Origin of the sequence: Clostridium beijerinckii (genome assembly GCF_036699995.1) — a bacterium.
Lineage (GTDB): Bacteria > Bacillota > Clostridia > Clostridiales > Clostridiaceae > Clostridium > Clostridium helianthi.
This window is the reverse complement of sequence record NZ_CP144906.1, coordinates 3330830-3354240: the sequence shown is the minus strand read 5'-3', so window position 1 is coordinate 3354240 and position 23411 is coordinate 3330830. Positions and strand designations below refer to the sequence as shown.

At 30.3% G+C, this 23411-nt stretch carries 22 protein-coding genes; 14 read left to right on the top strand and 8 right to left on the bottom strand.

Annotated elements, in window-relative coordinates:
* Window positions 1–154: 154 nt before the first annotated feature.
* Complete coding sequence (locus PZA12_RS15460) at window positions 155–1588, bottom strand: DDE-type integrase/transposase/recombinase (protein ID WP_168983577.1); 1434 nt, start codon at window positions 1586–1588, stop codon at window positions 155–157.
* A 173-nt stretch (window positions 1589–1761) separates the two neighbouring features.
* Between PZA12_RS15460 and PZA12_RS15455 the strand changes: the two genes are divergently transcribed.
* The gene (locus tag PZA12_RS15455; RefSeq protein ID WP_103699096.1) at window positions 1762–2439 is read left to right on the top strand and encodes a cell wall-binding protein; all 678 of its coding nucleotides are present in this window, start codon (window positions 1762–1764) and stop codon (window positions 2437–2439) included.
* A 199-nt stretch (window positions 2440–2638) separates the two neighbouring features.
* Here PZA12_RS15455 and PZA12_RS15450 read toward each other — a convergent pair whose 3' ends face one another.
* Complete coding sequence (locus tag PZA12_RS15450; RefSeq protein WP_103699097.1) at window positions 2639–3103, bottom strand: redoxin domain-containing protein; 465 nt, start codon at window positions 3101–3103, stop codon at window positions 2639–2641.
* A gap of 265 nt (window positions 3104–3368) precedes the next feature.
* On the opposite strand from PZA12_RS15450, the gene PZA12_RS15445 reads away from it, so the two are divergent.
* The 9 genes from PZA12_RS15445 (at window position 3369) to nhaA (ending at window position 13012) form a co-directional block, all read left to right on the top strand.
* The gene (locus tag PZA12_RS15445; protein WP_017209231.1) at window positions 3369–3824 is read left to right on the top strand and encodes a LytTR family DNA-binding domain-containing protein; all 456 of its coding nucleotides are present in this window, start codon (window positions 3369–3371) and stop codon (window positions 3822–3824) included.
* 2 nt (window positions 3825–3826) lie between these two features.
* Window positions 3827–4525 carry a LiaF transmembrane domain-containing protein gene (locus PZA12_RS15440; protein WP_168981064.1) on the top strand — a complete coding sequence of 233 codons (699 nt, stop codon included), beginning with the start codon at window positions 3827–3829 and terminating at the stop codon, window positions 4523–4525.
* Window positions 4526–5149: 624 nt separating this feature from the next.
* Entirely contained in the window at window positions 5150–5710 is a 561-nt protein-coding gene (locus PZA12_RS15435; RefSeq protein ID WP_103699099.1) for a DapH/DapD/GlmU-related protein, read from the top strand.
* Window positions 5711–5998: 288 nt separating this feature from the next.
* Window positions 5999–6475: a DUF2975 domain-containing protein gene (locus tag PZA12_RS15430; RefSeq protein ID WP_103699100.1), complete on the top strand. Its 477-nt coding sequence runs from the start codon at window positions 5999–6001 to the stop codon at window positions 6473–6475.
* A gap of 56 nt (window positions 6476–6531) precedes the next feature.
* Window positions 6532–6741: a helix-turn-helix domain-containing protein gene (locus tag PZA12_RS15425; RefSeq protein WP_065418213.1), complete on the top strand. Its 210-nt coding sequence runs from the start codon at window positions 6532–6534 to the stop codon at window positions 6739–6741.
* A gap of 67 nt (window positions 6742–6808) precedes the next feature.
* The gene (locus PZA12_RS15420) at window positions 6809–7270 is read left to right on the top strand and encodes a DUF2975 domain-containing protein (RefSeq protein ID WP_103699101.1); all 462 of its coding nucleotides are present in this window, start codon (window positions 6809–6811) and stop codon (window positions 7268–7270) included.
* 24 nt (window positions 7271–7294) lie between these two features.
* Window positions 7295–8641: a B12-binding domain-containing radical SAM protein gene (locus tag PZA12_RS15415; protein WP_103699102.1), complete on the top strand. Its 1347-nt coding sequence runs from the start codon at window positions 7295–7297 to the stop codon at window positions 8639–8641.
* A 274-nt stretch (window positions 8642–8915) separates the two neighbouring features.
* Window positions 8916–11525 (top strand): cation-translocating P-type ATPase, encoded by a 2610-nt coding sequence (locus PZA12_RS15410; RefSeq protein WP_103699103.1) that lies wholly within the window; start codon window positions 8916–8918, stop codon window positions 11523–11525.
* A 281-nt stretch (window positions 11526–11806) separates the two neighbouring features.
* Window positions 11807–13012 carry a Na+/H+ antiporter NhaA gene (gene nhaA, locus PZA12_RS15405; RefSeq protein WP_103699104.1) on the top strand — a complete coding sequence of 402 codons (1206 nt, stop codon included), beginning with the start codon at window positions 11807–11809 and terminating at the stop codon, window positions 13010–13012.
* Between the two features lie 106 nt (window positions 13013–13118).
* Here nhaA and PZA12_RS15400 read toward each other — a convergent pair whose 3' ends face one another.
* Both PZA12_RS15400 and PZA12_RS15395 read right to left on the bottom strand, forming a co-directional pair.
* The gene (locus PZA12_RS15400; RefSeq protein WP_103699105.1) at window positions 13119–13787 is read right to left on the bottom strand and encodes a potassium channel family protein; all 669 of its coding nucleotides are present in this window, start codon (window positions 13785–13787) and stop codon (window positions 13119–13121) included.
* A gap of 11 nt (window positions 13788–13798) precedes the next feature.
* Window positions 13799–15145, bottom strand: a complete 1347-nt coding sequence (locus PZA12_RS15395) for a TrkH family potassium uptake protein (protein ID WP_103699106.1) — start codon at window positions 15143–15145, stop codon at window positions 13799–13801.
* 400 nt (window positions 15146–15545) lie between these two features.
* On the opposite strand from PZA12_RS15395, the gene PZA12_RS15390 reads away from it, so the two are divergent.
* Window positions 15546–15896, top strand: a complete 351-nt coding sequence (locus tag PZA12_RS15390) for a 1,4-dihydroxy-6-naphthoate synthase (RefSeq protein ID WP_078116245.1) — start codon at window positions 15546–15548, stop codon at window positions 15894–15896.
* Window positions 15897–16126: 230 nt separating this feature from the next.
* On the opposite strand, the gene PZA12_RS15385 is transcribed toward PZA12_RS15390, so the two are convergent.
* Both PZA12_RS15385 and PZA12_RS15380 read right to left on the bottom strand, forming a co-directional pair.
* Window positions 16127–17491, bottom strand: coding sequence for an MFS transporter (locus tag PZA12_RS15385; RefSeq protein WP_103699107.1), 1365 nt, complete (start codon window positions 17489–17491; stop codon window positions 16127–16129).
* Between the two features lie 5 nt (window positions 17492–17496).
* Complete coding sequence (locus PZA12_RS15380) at window positions 17497–18024, bottom strand: PadR family transcriptional regulator (protein WP_077844289.1); 528 nt, start codon at window positions 18022–18024, stop codon at window positions 17497–17499.
* 301 nt (window positions 18025–18325) lie between these two features.
* On the opposite strand from PZA12_RS15380, the gene PZA12_RS15375 reads away from it, so the two are divergent.
* A complete protein-coding gene (locus PZA12_RS15375) occupies window positions 18326–19087 on the top strand; it encodes a SagB/ThcOx family dehydrogenase (protein ID WP_077844288.1) in 762 nt (253 codons plus the stop codon).
* Between the two features lie 56 nt (window positions 19088–19143).
* Here PZA12_RS15375 and PZA12_RS15370 read toward each other — a convergent pair whose 3' ends face one another.
* Together PZA12_RS15370 and PZA12_RS15365 are read right to left on the bottom strand one after the other, a co-directional pair.
* The gene (locus PZA12_RS15370; protein ID WP_077844287.1) at window positions 19144–20733 is read right to left on the bottom strand and encodes a nitrite/sulfite reductase; all 1590 of its coding nucleotides are present in this window, start codon (window positions 20731–20733) and stop codon (window positions 19144–19146) included.
* Window positions 20734–20750: 17 nt separating this feature from the next.
* Complete coding sequence (locus PZA12_RS15365; protein ID WP_023975469.1) at window positions 20751–21296, bottom strand: flavin reductase family protein; 546 nt, start codon at window positions 21294–21296, stop codon at window positions 20751–20753.
* A 466-nt stretch (window positions 21297–21762) separates the two neighbouring features.
* Here PZA12_RS15365 and PZA12_RS15360 point away from each other — a divergent pair, with 466 nt between their 5' ends.
* Entirely contained in the window at window positions 21763–22710 is a 948-nt protein-coding gene (locus tag PZA12_RS15360) for a methyl-accepting chemotaxis protein (protein WP_077844286.1), read from the top strand.
* A gap of 119 nt (window positions 22711–22829) precedes the next feature.
* Complete coding sequence (locus PZA12_RS15355; RefSeq protein WP_077844285.1) at window positions 22830–23171, top strand: cupin domain-containing protein; 342 nt, start codon at window positions 22830–22832, stop codon at window positions 23169–23171.
* The last annotated feature ends 240 nt before the right edge of the window (window positions 23172–23411 follow it).

Sequence of the window (23411 nt, the reverse complement as noted above, 5' to 3'; positions counted from 1 at the left end):
TGCCCTTGACACACCTAAAGATAAATGGTCTTAGGCAGTTAAGGACGGGTGAATGATAATTTTGAACATGACTAATAGACCCGCCTATTGAGATATTTTACCATTTATCTTTGTGGGCGTGTCAAGGGTGCGTTTCACCAACTGCTTTAGATCATTAGGCAGTTATTGTACAGTTATTTAGAACAAAGTCTTGAGATAGTTCAATAAATTTGCACCATCTAGTAGGCATGTTGGACATTGACTCTAACTCTTCAAGGATTACAGGAGTTTTGCCTTCAAGGGCAGAATGTGGTCTTAGAAAGTTAAAGTATGCCACAAACATAGTTACAAATGCAACCGACCCGTTAGGACTTCCGAAGCCAGTAGTAGCTCTATAATTGCCTTTAAAGGTTCGGTTAAGACGTTCAATAATTTGCTTCAATGGCCTATATTCTTTTGAAACTTCATCTTTATTGGTTAAGCCTATAACTTGAGTAACATCGAATTTTATACTATGGCTTGCAAAGAAGTGCTGTGCAAGAAGATATATAGGGTTACCATCAGTTATAAGATTAAGATCTTCAGGTATTTCTTTTAACTTACTTAGAACATCATCGATGGCTTTTACAGCCGTTTCGGTATCTCTATGTGGTGATACTCTGTAAGATAGAATAATCTTTTTAACAGCATCAAAAAAGAAGAAAATATAGTTCCACTTACCGTTAACTTTTATGTAGGTTTCATCGCCGCAGAAAGAGTCAGAAAGTTTATAATCGTAGTTATCTATAAATGGCTTAACTACAATTGAAACGGCATTAACATAGTTTAAAATTGCTTGATGAGATATTTTAATATCATGAATATCTTTAAGCAATGCAGCTGTCTTTCTGGAAGATAAACCGTAGTTAACGTAGTAAGTTAGAATGAGTCCTAAGGTGTAAGAAGAAATCATAATGTTTGGAAGAGAAACCTTTGATTTTACCGGACTTTCTTTAGAAAGTGGCTTAAAGTCAAAAGTGAAATCTCTAAATATGTATCTAACTTTGAACTTACCAGGATTCTTCTTAAAATCTTGTTTTTCAGATTTTGTCATTGATTTAAGATTATTTTGGTAAAAAGAGCAATTATCATTCTTACACTTATAAACGTAGAAATCCTTACGCGCCTTGATTCTTTCAAGTGTTTTACTGCAGTGAGGACATCTTAACACTATGGATTTCTGATAGTAATTTTTAGGATTGAATGTGGTATCACAGACTTTGCAAAGATATTGTCCTCGGCCTCCGTTATTATCGTAAAGATAGGTATGTGGAGCACCACACTTAGGACAGATAACATCCTTAGGAGCTAACGCTTTGTTTTTGCGAGGTTTCACAGGAGCAAATTCTTTGCCGTGCTTAAACTCATATTCAGCTATTAGAAGCTTATAGTTAAGTTTTTCGGGAACATCAAAGATTGGTTGATCATCTACTTGAAGCTTTCGGTATTCTTTCTTAACAGGTTCGTCCGAAATGCTTTTAAGCAAGTTTTTGCCAACCAGCAAAGTCATGAGATACTTTATAATTTCAATAAGATAAATTACAGTTTCAAGAAGAAACTTATTAATCATGGTAATAGCTTGCCTCCTTTTTTAGTTCAGTGTTTTTGTTTTGCAAGTATAAAATATCTTAACTTTTTGGGGGTGGCAAGTTATTTATATAAAAAATAAGAAAAATTAAAGGGTTGCTGCCTTAGTTAGATAAAAAACTTTGACAGTACCTAAATAAATATGGGGGAAATAAAATGAGAAAGTTAATATCTGGTGCGTTAGTAGTAATTTCAGTATTAGTTTTAAGCCCAATCGGAGCCAGTGCTGAATGGAGACAAGATAATAGTGGATGGTGGTACTCAGAAGGAAATTCATATGCTAAGGGATGGAGAGACATTAATGGAAAGACGTATTATTTTGATTCAAATGGATATATGAAAACTGGATGGGTGCAAGATAATTATTATGAGACTTGGCATTATTTTTATCAAGATGGAGCTATGGCACATGGTACTGTAATTGATGGATATGAATTAGATGAAGATGGAACTTGGATTAAACCATCTAAGGAAGCTGAAGAAGCAAGAAATTTAATATTAAAAGAAGACAGTAATTATATTTCAAAAATGAATGCTGCATATGGTGCTAAGCTGACAAAAAGATATTTTGAAGGGAATATTAATAAGTTCATAGCCAGCGATAAATGGAATCTACCAGTAGAGGATGTATATGTGTTTAGCCTTACAGGCTCTTATAATGATGAATACTGTGGATACATGGTTGGTAAGACAACTAAAAATGTATATTGCGTGCCACATCAAGGAGGACTTTCAATATATCAAATAAAGGATAATGAAATAATAAAAACTTATAAGTGGCTCGATAGCTATGGATATGATGGTAACTGGCGTAATTTAGACAAAGATAAATAATTTTAAGTAAAGTTGATTTTTTCATTAAAGAGTTTAGAAATATATTTATATTATGAAAATCCAAGGTTCATTAGCCTTGGATTTTTAGTATGTGCAATTTTATAATTCATGCTTAGAAAGTATGCTAAGCAATAATAAATAAATGAAATTACAAAATTATTAAATCATAAGCAAGCAATTTAATCATTCCGTTAATATGTTATTGGTTATTAGATAAAACCTGTAAAACTTCATTTATATCTGGAAGTTGTTCTGATGGGTAAACTTTTACCCATTGTACTTTACCATCTTCATTTATGATTATGTTGGCACGTCCTGATATTCCAGTAGTTTCATCAAATATTCCATAGTCAGAAGCTATCTTACCATGAGGCCAAAAATCTGATGGAAGACTAACATTTTTAATTTGGAGAACGGTTGCCCATGCTTCTTTGCAAGGTTGAGAATCTACACTGAATCCTAGTGGAACAGTGTTAAGATTTTGAAATTTTTCAAAATTAGTTTCTAATGCTCGCATTTGATCTGTACATACTGGTGTCCAAGCTAGAGGATGCCAAGAAAGAAGTACTTTTTTTCCTTTATAATCAGATAACTTTATATCCTGTTTTTTATTATCCTTTGCTTTAAAATCTGGTGCATCTGCACCTATTGTAATTGGAGTCATTATAATCTTCCTTTCTCTTTAAATTCTCTTAATATAGAATTCCCTAAACGATAGTTTTTATGAAAATTAAGAAGAAAAAGTATAAAAGAGTTATTTTTTCTAAAGATTATTATAGATAAATAATAAGTAAAGCTTTAGAAAAATCAAAGATTTTGCACAAAGTATATAAAAATGTACCACTTACAAGTGATAACTAACCACTTACTGCTATCGTGTTTACAACGTAAAAGTCAGCAAATATAATAAAGATGTGGGGAGTGAAAATATGAAAATACGGGTTGAACTTGATAATGAAATTAAAGAAAATGAAGTTATTATTAAATGTAATGAATTAAATGAAGAGGTTAGAAATATTCAAATTGTGCTTGGTGAGCTGCTATCGCAAAAAAAGCATATAACCTTTTACAAAGGAGAAACAGAGTATTATCTTTCATTGGAAGAAATTTTGTTTTTTGAAACTGAAGAAAGCGGTATTTGTGCACATACCATTAATAATATATATAACGTAAAGTATAAGCTATATGAACTCGAGGAATTATTGCCAGGATATTTTATGAGAGTTTCAAAATCAACAATACTAAATACAAATCATATTTACTCCATAACAAAAAGTATATCATCATCAAGCAGGGTTGAATTTCAAAACACTCACAAACAAGTGTATGTTTCAAGATACTATTACAAGCCATTAAAAATTAAATTATTAGAAAAGAGGAAATAATGATGAAAAAAGAAAGAGTCTTCTGGGGAATTTTATTTATACTAGCAGGTATTTTTATGGTTATAAGCAAACTTGGATACTTCCCAGGTGTAAATGCATTTAGTTTAATATTAACAGTTTTTTTAGTAGTGATCATAGCAAAAAGTATACCTCATCTTAACTTTTCAGGTATTCTATTCCCAATTGCATTTATTTGTATAATCTATGCTAAACAATTAGGAATTACAGCTATTACTCCTTGGACTGTGCTTATGGCAGCGTTATTTGGTAGCATCGGTCTTTCAATGATTTTTCATAAACATGTTAGCTGGATTCATCATAAGCATGTTCATGAGGATTATAAATTCGAAAAAATCGACATAGAAGATGAAGGTAATATTATATTTAGAAATTCATTTGGAGCTTGTATTAAATATATAAATACAAATGAATTTGAACAAGCTGATCTTAACTGCTCATTTGGAGCTATGAAGGTGTATTTTGATAATGCAGTTATGAGCAGCGAAAATGCTATAGTAAGAGTTAACGCTTCTTTTTCAGGAGTAGAGTTATATATACCAAGAACTTGGAAGGTTGATAATAAGACTAATGTATTTTTAGGTTCTGTCGATGAAAAAAACAGGAATAATGAGAGATCGACAAATACATTAACGCTAGTTGGAGATGTTAGTTTTTCAGGAGTAGAAATAATTTATATATAAATAAGAAAAATCTATTATGGGAAAAGTGCTAAATATCATGAGATATAGCACTTTTTTTGTTTAGGAAAAATAAAATTTTGGAATTTTGAAGTCATGTGTCCTGCTATACCAATAGTCGAAAGTTTGCTTGTAAAAATATAATTAAGAAAAAGCGTGTCGTAGACACTTTGTTAGCACATGAAATAAGCGAAATGAATTATTAATAAATAATCTGTATATAAATGAGATATATTTAAGGAAGCATAATTAACAATTATAAATTTGGATCTTGAAAATTAAGAACAAAATCGCAGGCGACTTTGGAGCTGGAGATTTTTTTACGCATCTGCCTTTTCGAACGCATGTGAGAAAAATTTGGCAGGCGAATATATTTTCTTTTTTATTCTATTTAGAAACCATAACTTTCTGAATTAGTCTTTTCTATAACTTATTCACAGATTTAACTTGAATATAAATTCCAAGAGAATAAAAAAGTACTTGAATTAGAGTTAACTTTAGCATGTATAATGAATTCTATAATATTAGAGTTTATTGGATAAGAAAAAATATGCTCTAAATGAAAAGGAATGGAAGCTATTAAAATTGAGTTTTTGTACAATAAAATAAGTTTTTAAGGAGGAGACAATGAATAAAGAATTATTAGAGAAAATACAAAAAAATGAGTTTATTTCGTATAAAGATATTATATTTACTGAAATTAATGAAGTAGTTGAGAATACTTTAAGGTTGACATCTGAATTAAATACAGGGTATAAAACACCTGAAGAAGTCAGAAATATTTTAGCAAAAATTATAGACAAGGAAATTGATGGTTCTGTACAAATATTAACACCATTCAACACAGATTTTGGAGCTAATATTAGATTGGGGAAAGATATATTTATTAATAAATCGTGTATGTTTGTTGATTTAGGTGGGATTGAATTAGAGGATAATGTTCTTATTGGGCCTGATGTAAAAATATTATCAGTTAATCACCCATTAGATCCTAAAAATAGACGTGGAGTTATTCTTAGAAGCGTAAAAATTAAACGTAATGCGTGGCTTGGAGCTGGAGTAACAGTTTGCCCAGGGGTAACAATTGGAGAAAATTCTGTTATTGGAGCAGGTTCAGTTGTTACTAAAGATGTTTCAGATAATACAGTTTATGCTGGAGTTCCAGCCAAGTTTATTAAGAATATATAAGAAAAATAAAATTTTGATTGAAGAGCTGTCAGTTGGCAGTTCTTTTTTGCATAGAAGATAATAAAAATTTGGAATGTCGAAAACCTTATTGTATCTAGTATAAATATAAATTTTAGTCTTACAAGGTGTCATGTTTTCGATTAACCTTTCCTTCAACTAACATTAATTTGGCAGAATGGTTTTTTCTTGTTTTTAAATAAATAAACAGTGAAATATAATGAAAATTTATTGATAAACGATAAAATATGTGATATCTTATATATAGAATTTAAAAGTGAGGTGCTTTTTATGAAACGATATTCAACGATTTTTTTAAAGATAGCTGTTATTCTTATTGGAGTTCCAGTTCTTGCTTTATGCATATTTGGAGCAGTTCGGTTAACTAATAATCCAGTGAATCCAGACTATGCAAATATGATATATCCAATTTTAATAGGGATGTTTGTATCAGTTGTTCCGTTCTTTGTTGCATTGTATCAGGCTTTAAAGCTTTTAGGCTATATTGACAAAAACATAGCGTTTTCTGAGTTATCTGTAAAGGCTTTAAGGAATATAAAATACTGTGCAGTTATAATATCTGTATTATATGTGGTAGTAATTCCATTTGTTTACTTGTTAGCAGAGAAAGACGATGCTCCAGGTTTAATAATAATTGGAATGATACCTATCTTTGCTTCATTGGTAATCGCAGTTTTCTCTGCTGTTCTTCAAAGGCTCTTAAAAGAAGCCATAGACATAAAATCAGAAAATGATTTAACAGTGTAAGGCGTAAAAATCAATAATCTTAATGTACAGAATGAAGAATACAGGAGGAAAATAATATGGCGATTATAATTAATATTGATGTTATGCTAGCTAAAAGGAAAATGAGTGTGACCGAGCTTACTGAGAAAGTTGGAATAACAATGGCAAATCTTTCTATACTCAAAAATGGTAAAGCAAAAGCTATTAGATTCTCAACTTTAGAGGCAATATGCAAAGCTCTAGATTGCCAACCGGGCGATATTTTAGAATACAAAAATGATATATAAAAATCAAAAGTTAAGCAAAATAATTAATGGTTTTGCACAAATAATAATTAATATAGGAGGGATTTTTATGAAACGAAGTTCAACAATTTTATTAAAGGTATCTGTTTTTATTGGAGGTCCAATTGTTGCTTTACTTATATTTTTGTTGCCTATGGTAACAACAGGATTATCACGAGTAATTTCGGTGTCAGCATATTTGCAATATCTTGGCTTTATCGGACTGTATGGGGCGGTGCCGCCATTCTTATTTGCACTTTATCAGACCATAAAATTCATAAGCTATGCTAATAAGAATGAAGCCTTGTCGGAATTATCTGTAAAGACTTTGAAGAATATAAGATACTGTGGAATTACAATCAGTCTTTTATATGTGATAGCCATGCCACTTCTATTTATCATAGCAGATGGAGACGACGCTCCAGGAATCATATTATTTGCATTAATAGTTATTTTGTCAACTAGTATTAGTGTAGTATTTGCTAATATTTTTGAAAAAAGACGCCATAGTAATAAATTAGTTAAGTGTTAAGTGGATTTTACTTGAGGAGGCAATATGAAGATTAAGTTAATTCAACCTGCAATGATGCCAAGGCCTATGGATACAAAATTAAAGACGAGAATGTCTCCTTCATTAGCTTTACTGACAATAGCAAACCTTACGCCTAAAGAACATGAGGTTATTATTGAAAATGAAAATGTTGAGAATATAGATTTTGATGAAAACGTTGATTTAGTTGCAATAACTGTTACTGTAGACGTTATGAATAGGGCAGTAGAAATATCAAAGGAATTTCAAAAACGTGGAGTAAAAGTAATTGCAGGAGGAATACATATAACGGCAGATCCAGAAGGAGCACCAAACAGCTTTGATGCAATAATTATAGGAATGGCTGAGAGAGTTTGGGAGAAAGTTCTTAAGGATGTAGAAAATAATTCAATTAAAAAGATATATTATGATATGGAAAACATTCGAGGAAATGAAATAGTGTCCCCTGACTATGGCATGATAGATAATAAGAAATATTTATATACTAATATAATCAGTACAAGCAGGGGATGCCCTTTTAAATGTGATTTTTGCTATAATAGCTGCGCTAAGTCTATAAAAACCTATGTTAATAGGCCTATAGAAGATGTAATTAAAGACATTAAAGTACTAAAAACAAAACATATTATGTTTATTGATGACAACTTTATTGGCAATCCTAAATGGACAAAAGAACTATTAAAGGAAATAAAACCTCTAAAGTTAAAATGGAATGCAGCAGTTACGTCTAATATAGTGGACATGCCTGAATTATTAGATGAGATGAAAGGGTCAGGATGCCAAAGCCTTTTCATAGGTTTTGAAAGTATAAATGGTAAATCAATAGAGAGCGTACATAAAATTCAAAATAGTGTAAGTAGATATGAGAAGCTTGTCGATGAAATTCATAAAAGAGGAATAATGATAAATGCAAGCTTTGTTTTTGGATTAGATGAAGATGATGCAGAAATATTTAATAGCACATTAGAGTGGATAGTTAAAAATAAAATAGAAACAGTAACGTCTCATATAATGACTCCTTATCCTGGCACAAAGTTATACGCATCATTATTAAAGGAAAATAGAATAGTAGATCATAATTTATCTAATTATAATACTTCCCATGTTGTATACAAACCAAAGAATATGACAGCAGAAGAATTATATAATGGCTATCTATGGATATATAAAGAAGTGTATACGTTTAAGAATATAATGAAGAGACTACCTAAATCTAAAAAACAATGGATTCCATTTTTAGCTTTTAATTTGCTTTATAGGAAGTTTGGAAAGCTAACTGAGTTGGTATGTAATATTGTTTCCTTTGAAGTTATAGGAAGGCTTTCTAGATGGGTTGCTTATAGAATAAAGTAAGTGGCAGACTTTGAATGTAAATGCGTTTACTTTATTGCGCGTGTAGTAATTTGTAACTTTATAATTGTTTTAACATGATATCTTATAAGTTATAATTAGAGTAAGTTCATATGATGAATGAATAATGTAATATTTTGTGTTTTTATTATTATTTTTTTTAGTATATTTTTATTAATTTATAATAAATTAATAAATAGAAAATCAAATAATTAGAAGGGAGTCTATATGAATAATGAAAAAACGAAAAATATTTGAAGTTTAAGGAGGACAGTTTATGAGAGGGTATTATGAGAAAACACCAGAAGAGTCACTGGAAATGTTAGGAGTTACTAGCAATGGCTTAAATGATGAAGAAATTACAAAAAGACGAGAGGAATATGGTTTTAATGAATTAGAGGAAGCAGCAAGGAAAAGTCCATTTCAGGTTTTTCTTGAGCAGTTCAAGGACTTTTTAGTAATTATATTATTAGTAGCAGCAATCATTTCAGCTTTTCTAGGAAAGCTTGAAAGTACTATTGTTATAATGGTTGTAGTTATTATCAATGCAATACTTGGCACAATACAACATATTAAAGCAGAACAATCATTAAAGGGACTTAAGGCCCTTTCATCACCTGTAGCAAAGGTTTTTAGAAATGGTCAAAAGCTTGAGATTCCTTCAAGAGAACTTTTAGTAGGAGATATTTTATATCTTGATGCCGGAGATTATGTTAGTGCAGATGGTAGAATTCTTGAAAGTTTTAGTCTTCAAGTGAATGAGAGTTCTTTAACAGGTGAGTCAGAAAGTGTTTTAAAATTTATAGATGTAATAAATAAAGATGATGTATCTATTGGTGACAGAAAAAACATGGTATTTTCCGGAAGCTTTGTAACTTACGGAAGAGGAGTTGTTTTAGTTACAAGTATAGGGATGGATACCGAAATTGGGAAAATAGCGAACTTGTTAGAAAGTGCAAAGGAAAAGAAAACACCGCTTCAAGTTGGTTTAGATAACTTCGGTAAAAAACTTGCTTTTGTCATTTTAATAATTTCAGCAATTATTTTTGGTTTAGATATATTTAGAGGACGTAATATTATAGATTCCTTTATGTTTGCAGTATCTTTAGCGGTGGCAGCTATACCAGAAGCGCTAAGTTCAATAGTAACAATTGTTCTTGCACTTGGAACTCAAAAGATGGCTAAGAAAAATGCTATTGTAAGAAAACTTCATGCAGTTGAAAGTCTTGGAAGTATATCGGTTATATGTTCAGATAAAACAGGTACGTTAACACAAAACAAAATGACAGTGCAGAAAGTTTTTGTAGATGGGAAGATACTTGATCATGATAGCTTGGATCATGATAAGACTTTAGAGAAAAATTTAGTTTTAATGGCATTATTGTGTAATGATGCTGTTACAGTAGAAAATAAGGAAATTGGTGATCCAACTGAAGTTGCATTAGTTAATCTAGGTGAAATATATGAACTAGATGAATTGATCATAAGAGATCAATATCCAAGACTTGGAGAAGTACCTTTTGATTCAGATAGAAAATTAATGAGTACTATTCACCAGTTTAATGATAAATACATAATGTTAACTAAAGGTGCATTAGATGTACTTTTATCAAGAACAGTAAAAGTTGAAACTTCAGAAGGAATAATGGATTTTACAGAAGAGCACAAAAAAGAAATTGAAGAGATAAATAGAAAATTTTCAATGGATGGGCTTAGAGTTTTGTCTTTTGCTTATAAGGAGATTTCAGAAGGAAAAGAAATTACTCTTGAAGATGAATATGATTTAATATTTGTTGGTCTTATAGCGATGATGGACCCACCAAGAAATGAATCGAAAGAAGCTGTTGAAAAATGCATTAAAGCAGGAATAAAACCTGTAATGATAACTGGTGATCATAAAATTACTGCATCTGCTATAGCTAAGCAAATAGGAATACTTAAAGATGAATCAGAGGCAATGGAAGGCTTTGAATTGGAGAAAATTAGTGATGAAGAGTTAAAAAACAAAGTAGATAAGATTTCAGTTTATGCTAGAGTATCTCCAGAACATAAAATCAGAATAGTAAGAGCATGGCAGGAAAAAGGAAATATTGTTGCAATGACCGGAGATGGTGTAAATGATGCCCCAGCTTTAAAGCAGGCGGATATAGGAATTGCAATGGGAATAACGGGGACAGAAGTTGCTAAAGATGCTGCTTCAATTGTACTTGCTGATGACAATTTTTCAACTATAGTAAAATCCATCTCAAATGGGAGAAGCATATATGCAAATATTAAAAATTCAATTAAATTTCTCTTATCAGGTAATACTGCAGGAATATTATCAGTATTGTATGCGTCAATAGGAGCATTACCAATACCTTTTGCAGCAGTTCACCTATTGTTTATTAATTTGGTTACAGATAGCTTACCAGCAATAGCAATAGGACTTGAACCTCATAATGAGAACATAATGAAAGAAAAACCAAGAAATATAAATGTTCCAATACTTAATAAATCTTTTGCAATTGAAGTTATAATGGAAGGGTTACTCATTGCAATAGTTACTATGGCGGCTTTTCACATAGGATTATATACAGGTGGTGCTGAGGTTGCAAGTACAATGGCTTTTGCAACTTTATGTTTATCAAGGCTGCTTCATGGATTTAATTGTAGATCTAAAGAATCGATTTTTAAAATAGGATTATTTACAAACAAAACTATATGGATTGCAGCAATAATTGGCTATTTGCTATTACTATTAGTTCTGACTTTTAGACCTTTAAGTGGAATCTTTGAAGTTAGTGCATTAAATTCAATGGAATTTAGTTATATTTATGGACTATCAGTTATTCCACTTATTATAGTTCAAATTTATAAATTATTATTTGTTAGAGATAAAGCATAAAAAAATGTTAAATTTATAGTTTAACTGTTTTGCCTATCTAAGGTATTATGAAGAATTTTATTGAAATAGTAATATAGAATATACTAAGAATATAAAAATTTTTATAAATAGATTGTTTAAGCGAAATATTATGATTTATATTCAATCAATTAGTTTAGAAGGTGGGAAACTCTAGTTTAGGGTATTCTCACCTTTTTTATAATTAGGAACATGCACTTGCATATTAATGCATTAAGTTTTCATTTTAGGTTATATATAAGATAGAAAGGTGGAAAGCAAGTATGAAGAATAAAATTTTAAATCCATTTATATACTTTTTTAAAAATGAATCTTCAAGTGGCATAATATTATTAATTTCTGCACTTTTGGCTATGATAATTGCAAATTCTAAATTTGCGTCAGTATATGAGAATACATTACATACTTATATAACCATAGGATATATGAATCTTTCTTTGTCGATGTCAGTTCTTCATTGGATTAATGATGGATTAATGGCTATATTCTTCTTAGTTGTTGGTATGGAGATAAAGAGGGAAGTTGTGTTTGGAGAACTTAAATCTTTTAATAAGACAATACTTCCAATATCAGCGGCAGTAGGAGGGATGATTGTACCAGCAATTATATACGCTTTAGTTAATTATAAAGCAGTGACAATTTCCGGATGGGGAATACCAATGGCAACAGACATTGCATTTGCGTTAGGGATTCTTTCTTTAGTAGCTAAAAATGCACCAAAAGGAATAGTAGTTTTTCTTACAGCGTTAGCAATAGTTGATGATCTAGGAGCTATTATAGTAATAGCAATATTCTATAGCAATCAAATTTCATGGCTTTCACTTGCCATAGGCTTGATAGTTTTTGCAATACTTCTAATAGCTAATAAATTACAAGTTAAACATAAATCATTTTACATTATTATGGGGTTAGCCTTATGGATTTTTATTTTGAAATCAGGTATACATGCAACAATTGCTGGAGTTTTACTTGGGATAGCATTACCTACGGGAAAAAATGTTAATGAGTTTAAAACATCAGTTTTATATAAATTTGAACATGCGTTAACACCTATATCAAGCTTTATTATTATGCCGATATTCTCTATTGCAAATTTTGGTGTGGTGATTAGTACGGATAGTTTATCAAATATAATATTTTCACCAGTTAGCATAGGAATTATAGCTGGGCTTTTTGTTGGTAAACAAGTTGGAATATTTGGAATTTCCTATGTTTTGGTAAAATTAAAGTTGGCTGAGTTACCATCTAATGTGACTAAAAGACATTTATATGGTGCGAGTATTCTTGCAGGCATTGGATTCACGATGTCGTTATTTATATCTTCTTTATCATTTACTGATGAAGGGACATTATCTTTGGCTAAGATGAGTGTTATGATTGTTTCAATCTTATCTGCTATATTTGGTGCAATAATTTTTAAATTAATAAACTTAAAGGATAACTATAAAGAGGAGAAGATTACAAATTAAATTACATTAAAATAAAGTGAAACTTAAGCTTCAGATAAGATTCTTTATTACAAAATGGAAGCTATTGTTTCACTTAAATTGTTTCTATTTTAAATAAACATAAAAATTAATTTTTTTTACCAATCAAGGTTTCAAACTTATTTAGGTCTTTATTGGAGCCAAGAGCTACTAAAATATCGGTACGTTTAATAATATAATTTGCAGAAGGAGAAACATCTATGCTTTTGTCATTTTTTATTGCAACTATATTTATACCGTATTTACCTCTTATCTCAATATCTCTTATAGATTTGTTAAGCCATTCATCCAGTGGTTCAAGCTCTATCATGCTATAGTCTGAAGGCAGCTCTATATAGTCTAGTATATTAGATGATACCAAATGATGAGCTACTCTAATTCCCATATCTTGTTCAGGTAAAATAACTCTATCTGCCCCGATCTTATATAGAATCTTAGCATGTAAGTCACTAGTAGCTTTTCCTACTATATATTTAATTCCCATTTCTTTAACTAATAGGGTTACCATAGTACTAGCTTGAATATTAGTTCCAATTGTTACTATTGCTACATCAAAGTTTCTAAGACCTAAAGTTTTTAATACATTTTCATCGGTTGCATCCAATTGAATAGCATGAGTAACATTATCTGCGATTTCTTGAATTCTATCTTCATTAATATCAATAGCCAATACATGTTGACCTAAATTATATAATGTTGTAGCTATTGAAGTGCCAAATCTTCCAAGTCCAATTATAACAAAATGCTTATTTTTCAAGTTATGACCTCCTATCCAATTAATATTTTTCCTTCAGGATATTTAAGTTTATTTTTTTTCTTTTTATTAATAACAGCTAATAGGACTGTTAAAGGACCAACTCTGCCAAGATACATAGTTATAATAAGAGTTACTTTAGAAATAGAACCTATATTTTGAGTAACTCCAGTAGTCAGTCCAACAGTTGCAAAAGCTGATGTAGCTTCATACAGTAAATTTATGAAAAGTTCCTTTGGTTCCGTAATAGTAAGAATTATAGTTACTATTAACACTAATATCGTAGCAATAGATAATAGAGTAAAAGCTTTATATACAGTTCCCTTGGAAAATCTTCTGCCAAATGCTTCAGTGTCTTCTCTTCCATTTAGCACTGACACTAAAGTAAATAGAAGTACACCAAAAGTAGTTACCTTAAGTCCTCCAGCTGTTGAACCAGACGCGCCGCCAATAAACATTAATATAATAGTTATAAATTTACCAGCCATAGTCATTCCATCAGTTGAAATACTATTGAATCCTGCAGTTCTTGGGGTAATAGAAGCAAAAAAAGCATTAAGAACTTTATCTCTAAAATTCATGGATCCAAGAGTTTTTTGATTTTCATACTCAATAAAAAATATAAGTAAAAAACCAAAAATAATTAAAGCTACTGTTATGTAAAGTACAATTTTTGAATGAATCGAAAGTTTTCTGTTTTTTTTATAATTATATATTTCGAGTGAAACGGTAAATCCAAGCCCGCCAATAATTATAAGTGCACTTATAGTTAATAAAACAATAGGGTTGCTAGAATAACTAACTAAACTAGTATAATTTCCAAATAAATCAAAGCCAGCATTACAAAATGCAGATATTGAATGGAATATGCTGTAGAATATTCCGACTTTTAATCCAAACTGTTGTATAAATTGTGTTGACAATAATACTGCACCTAGGCTTTGTATAATTATTGTGAACCACAAAATATATTTAACCATCTTTACAAGCCCCTGTATGCTAAAAGTATTCATTGATTCCTGCATTATAAGTCTATCTTTAAGAGTAATTTTTTTCCCTAAAATTATTGCTATAAAAACAGTAAAAGACATGAATCCAAGTCCACCAGTTTCAATTAAAAGCATTATTACTGTCTTACCAAAATTACTCCAATAAGTACCTGTATCTAAAGTTACAAGTCCTGTGACGCATACAGCTGAGGTTGATGTAAATAGTGAATCTAGAAAATTAGTATATTCGTTATTTGCTGATGAAATTGGTAAACTAAGTAGGACCGCACCAATTGAAATAACTAGCACAAAGCCTACTGCAAGCACTTGAACGGCATTAAGTTTTGGCCTTTTCATTAAAGCTTCTGTCATGTATACCTCCTTAAGATTAATAAACTTGTAATTCATATCATATATATATTTCCCCATATTCATATTGGAAATATACAAAAATCTTTTTATTCTCTAGGAATTTATATTGAAGCCAATAAGATAAATATCCGATTTTATAGTCATATATGCTAAGTATTTATTTGTATTTTAGCATTTTTTGAGTTTATTTCAATGTAATTATTTGTAATGTTAATAATATTAGGATTCAAATTTGACGGAAATATTATCGAAACATGATAGTGTTATGAAACGTTGGATAATGATAAGATTTTTATGGATAATTAGAGACTTATTTCAAAATATTTACGTATTCCATCTATTAATGTATACTTGTATTGAGTACATATTAGATAATATTTTGTTATGAGGGAGTGATAATATGAGTAAATATAGAAGTTCGTACTGTAAAATTTTCATCAACACTGATGAAGAAGAAGAAGTTATATTGAGTTTAATTGAAAAAATAACAATGGGTAGTAAAAAAAGATGGACAATCATCTCAGATTTAATGAAAATAGAATTGATAAATAATGAAGATTTTAGTGAAGAAAAAAGCGTTAAAGAAGAAGACGGTTTTCTATACTCAAAATATTATCTTGGTATTGAGCCTGGAGAAGGTATAAAGGAAGAACAGTATATTACAGGAGTAATAATCTTGCTGGAAAATCTAAGATCATTAGGATATAAGGTTGTTGCTTCTTGTGATTTTCAAAATGAACTTTCCAAATAAAGATATATGTAAATTAATTTAACTAGTTCTTTTAGTGAAATAGAAAGAGATAGCAGAAATATCAGGTTAATGATAATAGTGCTATCTCTTTATTTATTGAAAATAGGAAATCGTATTTTAATTATTGACACAATTTTTGAAAAACATACATTCTAACGGCCTATTTTATGATGTAATAGCAAGTTTACTTAAAGTCCGAGTTTTTCTTAATGGGAAGACTGTAAATAAAACTAGCTGATTGTAGCATGTCCAATGTTTTTAGGTAAAAATATTACTTCAATTATTGGATATAACATCAATAGACCAAGGAAAACAAAGCCTAATTTATAAGAGATAGTAATTGAAAAGAAAATTTGTAGTAAATTAACAACAACTGTAATAATTGATATCCCCATCCCTTGTGCTAATGTTGAAACGACAGCATTCAAAGTATTTGCGCTATTCCGATCTTGAGGGGCTATTTCAGAAAAGCTTAGTCCATTGTAAGCAGTTAAGGCTAATGAACGTCCTACACCTGAAACTAGCGCAAGAAACATTATCCAAGCAGGAAAAGTATTAATTTGAATGAATGCTAAACCAATTGATGTAACAAACACCATTCCAAATGATGATAATAGTGCACCGCGATAGCCTAATTTACGAATAATTATATTTGTAAAAGGTTTAATTCCAATGTTTCCAACAAAAATAAATAGCACATAACTACCTGCTTTTACTGCTGACCATTGAAAGACTGTTTGTAAAAAAATTGTTAATATGTACGGTAATGCTCCAACACATAGCCATAGAACAGATCCACTTGTTTGGAATATTCTAAAAGAAGTTATTTTTAGTGAATCAAGTGAAAATAGTGGATTATCTGATTTTTTTAAGTGCCTGAAAACTATAAATCCAAGTATTATTCCCAAAATTACTAATCCTAGCGCGCTAAGCCAATAATCTTTTCCGTGAGTGGCTATTTCTGCTCCAACCAAAATTATGCCAGATGAAAGTGCAATTTCTATAAATCCTATAAGATCAAATAAAGTTTTATTTTTTTCTTTATCAGGATCTATTAATTTTGCTCCTATTAATGCTGTAATTAAACCTATTGGTACATTAATTAAGAAAATCCATTGCCAGTTCCAGTAGGTAACAATAAATCCACCAACTAAAGGTGCTATTGCTGGTGCGATGAGTGCAGGCCAAATTAAGTAACTAATCATTTTTAATAGCTGTGAAGCTGGTGTTTTTTCTAACACAATCAGTCTTGCGGTAGGTGTCATCAATGCACCAGAGATCCCTTGTATAATTCTCATTATCAAAAGTAAAGAGAAATTAGGCGCTAGTGCACTGCTTAAGGAGCTAATGGTAAAGAGGATGACAGCAATAATCCAAATTTTCTTTTTCCCAAATTGATTAGCCATCCATCCACTTAGGGGAATAAAAATCGCAACTGTGATCAAATACACACTAACGAGTAAAGCAATTGTTGATGAACCTGTATGAAAATATTGGGACATTTTAGGTAGTGCAGTTGTTACGATTGTTCCATCTAAAATCTCCATAAAGAGACTAGCAGCCATTAATAAAGCCACTTTTATTTCTTTTGTCATTCTTATCACCATTCTTTCTTTAGTTCATGTTTAAACTCTTTAATCCAATCAATTGCAACATTTGCCTGCTGTAGTCGTAATTCAAACCTTTTACTTGCATACCAGTGATCTCTTGAATTTTCCTCAGCTAATTTTTTTAGTGCAAATTGCGTATCTTCAATTATATCTCTTTGTTCTTGATCGAATTGATCCAATAGTTGCATTTGTTGGTCTAGTGTAAGGTGCTGCATTACATCAAGTTTAATTAAATATATATCAGCAGTATGGGCTCCACTTGGAACAGGCATTTTCATTAGTTCAAAAAAACGTTCTTCCCCTTTTTCTGTAATTGTTGCCATTTTCTTATTTTTTCCGTGTGATTCTACGTTAGTTATTTCTAAAAAACCATCATTCTGTAATTTTTCAAGCAATGGATAAATTACTCCATAGCTGACTTTACGATGACGTCCTAAAGAAGCTTGTAAGGCATTACGTAGATCATAACCACTTTGTGGTTCTTCCATTAATTCGCCTAGAATAAAAAGTTCATTCATTATTTTTATTTCCTCCAATATATCTTTTAGATATATCTAATATATATCTAAAAGATATATGTTGCAAGTCATTTTTATAAAAAACTTTCAAAATTAGAAAGAATTAAATTCCGGAGCTTGTTTAGGAAGATGCTAATATGATTTAAATAGTAAAGAATGTTTTGTATAAAATGATTTGGTAAATAACATTACAATATAGAAATAATTGTGTCTTATAGAACAATAAACGTAACTGATGATACATACTATTTTTCAGTATTATGATATTATATTTTCCAAAAGATAGGATAGGAGAATTTTTATGACAAGATATGAAAAGCAGAGAAATTTTTTGAAATCTAATTTTGACGAATTCAAAAATATAAAAACTGATAAAATGAAAGGTATACCTCAGCCAGATAGTATAAAATCTTATGATTCGCAATCTAGAATTGTTGCTTTACCAAGGGTAAGTGAAGAAACTGTAACGAATTCTAATATTTATAAGTGTATAGGTAATAGAAGAAGTACAAGGCTTTATGCTGAAAAGTCTATGAATCTTGAAGAATTGTCGTATCTATTATGGGCTACTCAAGGAATTACTGAAACTAATAAAGCAGGTCTAACTTTAAGGACAGTTCCCTGTAGTGGGGCAACGCATTCTTTTGAAACATATTTATTTATTATGAATGTTGATGGGATACAAAAAGGTATTTATAGATATCTACCAGTAGAGCATAAACTTTTATTCATGTTTGAATTAGATGAAATTGACAATAAAATAGATGAAATTACTTTAGACCAGCCTTTTGTACCTAACTTTGCAAAGAAAGCTGCTGTGTTATTTGCTTGGAGCACGACTCCATATCGTTCAGAATGGAAGTTTGATATTACGGCACATAAAAAGATTTTAATAGATGTTGGCCATGTATGCCAAAATCTTTATTTAGCCAGTGAATCAATCAAAGCAGGTGCATGTGCTATAGGAATTTATGATCAAAAGATGATAGATACTCTTTTGGGGCTGGATGGAGATGAAGAATTTATTATATATCTTGCAGCTGTTGGAAAAAAGAAAGAATAAAATATTAAACCAGTGGGACATAAAAATATCTCACTGGTTATGTTTTAATTAGGTTTTTATATGTTTTCTGTGATTTTACTAATTCCTACTCTTGCGATAAATTCATTAAAAGTCTCATTCTCTAACTTACTTTTTTCAAAGAAAGTTATTATTTTCTCAAGAACTATATGAACCTCAGTAGATTTTACACGGTAGTTTAGATTTTCTGCAAACTGCCCACCATTGTTTAGTGTACCACCAAGCCATATGGTAAAGGCTTCCTCACAGCTATCTTCAGTTTTTATTAGTGCACCTTGAAGGCTGATATCAGCTATATGTTTTTGTCCGCAAGAATTAGGACAACCTGTAAAATGGATACGCAACGGTGTATCTAGTTTGAGTTTAGAATCAAGATATTCGATAACTTCTTTAGCACGTTTTTTTGTTTCAACAATGGCTAAATTACAGAATTCTTTACCTGTACAAGAAACTGTGTATCCTGTAAAAATACTTGGATTTGGAGAAAGTTGTTTAAATACATCTTTTTTTAATAGAGAAGGCATCTCTTCATCATTTATACCTGTAATAATTAAATTTTGTGATAGTGTAGTTCTAATTTTTCTATCTCCGTATTTTTCTGAAATATGGGCAAGTTCTAAAAGTTGATCACAAGTGATTTCTCCAAGTGGTAAACTAACACCAATATAGCTTTTGCCATCTTCATTTTGGGAATGTACTCCAAAATAATAAGATGCATTCCATGAAGCTAATTTATCATCACCTGAGCTTGGCATATCCCCAGTGAATTCTAATAATTTATTCTTGAATTTTTCTGATCCCCAGTCAGCTACTAAAAATTTTAAGCGGGCACGAGTACGTTTTTCCCTATATCCATAATCTCTAAAAATAGTACATACACCTTCAGCAACCTTTAGTACATCTTCAGGTTTAACAAATATATCTAGTTTTTGTGCTAAATGAGGGCTTGCTGAAAGTCCTCCTCCAACCCATACGTGGAAACCAATTACGTCCTGATTATCAATTTTTTTTGTTGCTGGAGTAAAGGCAAGATCATTAATTTGTGCATGAGCTGCATTATGTATACTGGCTGATATTGATATTTTAAATTTTCTTGGTAGATTAGAAAAATCCTTGTTTAATAAGAAGAAATTATTAACTTGTTCTACAAGTTCAGTTGTATCCATAAGTTCATCTTTATCAATTCCAGCAAGAGGATTTCCAACTATTGTTCTAGGGCAATCGCCACAAGCCTCAAAAGGACTTAGGCCACAAGCTTCTAATCTTTCATAAATAGAAGGTAAATCTTCTACCTGAACCCAGTGAAACTGTATAGCTCCTCTTGTAGAGACGTTTGCAATTCCACGTCCATAATCTTTAGCAATCCCTGCTAAAACTTTTGCTTGCTCTGAAGTCATTATTCCAGAATTAATACGAACTCTCATCATAAAGTATCCCTCTCTTGGCTTTTGTTCGTAAACGCCAGCCCATTTAAATCTATTCATATCTTTAGGCGTTATTGAATCATAACCTTCCTTCGAGTATTTGTCAATTATAGTTTCAATTACATCTAAGCCATCCTTTTCAAGTTTTATAATTTCTACGTCATTTAGTCTTTGATTTTTAGCCCAAATAGCTTCGTAAGACATATAGCTCCCTCCTTATCTTATTGCTCATTTTTAATATATCTATATCCTTTGTTTATTCCATCCCCAAAATATAAAAGGTTATCAAATTTTGAAATATTTAATCTGTTTTCATCATCTAAATATTCCTTTGAAATAAGCCTGCCCTTTATAATTCCAAGAATATTAGTAATACCTGCATAGGCATCTTTTTCGATAACATCAGTTAAAGTACATTCTATAGTAATTGGGCATTCTTCAATGATTGGTGCGTTTACAATTTTAGATTTAGAATAAGTTAATTTGGTAGCGTCAAACTTTTGAACTTCATGACCAGATTTAGTTCCGCAAAAGCTAATTTCTTTCCTAAGTGAACTGTCAGGGATATTAATTACAAAATCACGAACTTCTTTAATTTGATTAATTGCATATCCTTTGCTACTAAAGCCAAGAACTACCATATCCTTAAGGCTATAGGAAGATGAAAGAGTAGTTACATTTGGAAGCCCATTTTTATCAAAAAAACTTATAAGAATTACAGGAAATCCGTAATACATTTTTTCATAGTTAACATTTATTTTTTCCATTTCTATATTCCTCCTAAAAACTTTGTTTTATATAACTTTATAACATAAATGATAATAGTGCCGTGATATAAATCACTTAACTATTAACTAGAGAGACTGTTTTATAACTTTGAATATCTATAGCAACATTAAGATTAACATATAAATGAACAAGAACAGTGCTAGCTTCAAGAGATGACTTTTCTGAATTATAAGCTGAAACAGTTGCAACAAAACTTACAACAACTAAATTAGAATATCTTACAACCTATGGATTTACAATTACAGAAAATTTAGCGAAATATGATTTAAATCACATTCTTTTTGAACATTTTAGCTTAAAATTGTATTAAGAAACAGATTTGGTGATTGTTACTATAAGTTTCTATCTAGCTAATGTCATGAACGAAGAAGCAGGATATAAAAATAATACAATATATAATTTAAGAAAAATTTATATATTTGAAAGAATTTAGGAGTGAGCTGAATGAACCTATTTAGAAATAAGAAAATTAAAGATTTAGAAAATAAGCAATCAATTGATGGTGAAGAAACTATAATGAAGGCAAAAAAATTGCACGATGATACTAGTAATTTTTTTCAGAAAATGAGTGGATTATTAGCGGGGATTGTAAAACAACATCATAGAGTAGATGATCAACATGATGTTTTAGGAAAGCTTGCTGATGAAGTGAAGGGACATATGAATGCGATTTCTAGTTTGACAGAAAATACTAATGACTTGACAGATAAATTATATTTTGAAGGGAATAATCTTATCGAAATTACAAAAGATACAGTTAATAAATCATATGAAGGCAAAAGTGCTATTGAGGAAATTGTCAAAGTAGTAAGATTTCTAGAAGGTGAGAATAGGAATAATACTGAAAATATAAATGAATTGGCAAGACGGTTTAGTAAAGTCAATGAGGTTGTAAAGTTAATAACTAATATAGCCAATCAAACTAATTTACTAGCTTTGAATGCTGCAATAGAAGCAGCAAGGGCTGGAGAACAAGGGAAAGGATTTGCGATAGTTGCGGGTGAAATAAGAAATCTAGCAGAAATGACTAAGCAAAGCACTAAGGATATTTCAGTGTTAATTGGTAATATAGAAGATGAAACAAATATCGTTATAAATAATTCAGATAAATCTAAAGAAGTTATTGCTAAAGGGGTTAATGCATCAGTGAATGCGGCAGAAAAGATAGAAGAAAGCTTATCTTCTATAGGAAAAGTTGAGCAGGAAGTAAGGAAAGTAATAGAAATTTTAACAAATCAAAAACGACATATCGAAAATATGAGTAAAGAAATAATAAATGTGGATGAAATTTTAAGAGTGACATCAAAAACTATAACAAATCACATAGAAGAGGCAAGTATTGTAGATAGGCAATTAGAAGAAATGAAAATGCAATTAGAATCTTATAGTTAAGAAAGGAATTTCAAGTATATTTATTTATCTTACTGAGTATGAACTGACTACATAATATGAAGAATCATATTATAAAAATAGGAAATATTAAATATAAGTTAGGAAAGGGAGTGAATAGTATGAAAATAGAAAAAATATCGGAAAAAATTGAATATAGTGAAGAAAAATTTACTAAGAGAGTTCTTTTTAATGAGAACAGAGTACTTAACTTTGTCTTAAATTTTAAGCCAGGTCAAGGAGTACCACCTCACAACCATGAACAAAGCGATTTAATTGTTCATGTTCTTGTAGGAGAAGGCGAACTGGGGGTAGATGGAAGTTCACATAAGATTATTCAAGGAGATGTAATACACTGCAAAGGAACTGAAATCTTTAGTTTAAAAAATACTGGAGAGAAAGATATGTCTTGCTTTGTAATACTCGCTCCAAATCCATCAGCAATTTATTCAAAAGAGGTATAACAAATAAATCATAAGGATGTCATAATAAAGTGAATTTTCACCTCAAACGCAATTTAAAAGTGTTTAACCACATTTTATTAACTTTTACAGCGTTTGAGGTGAAATTTATATAAATAAGCTTTTTAACAAACTTAATAAGTTTAGTACTGATGTTTATGTATAGATATTTCAGCATAATTCAGTCATTATTAAAATATTTTTGAATTTTGATTTGAATCACATGTTTATAAATGAAATTCT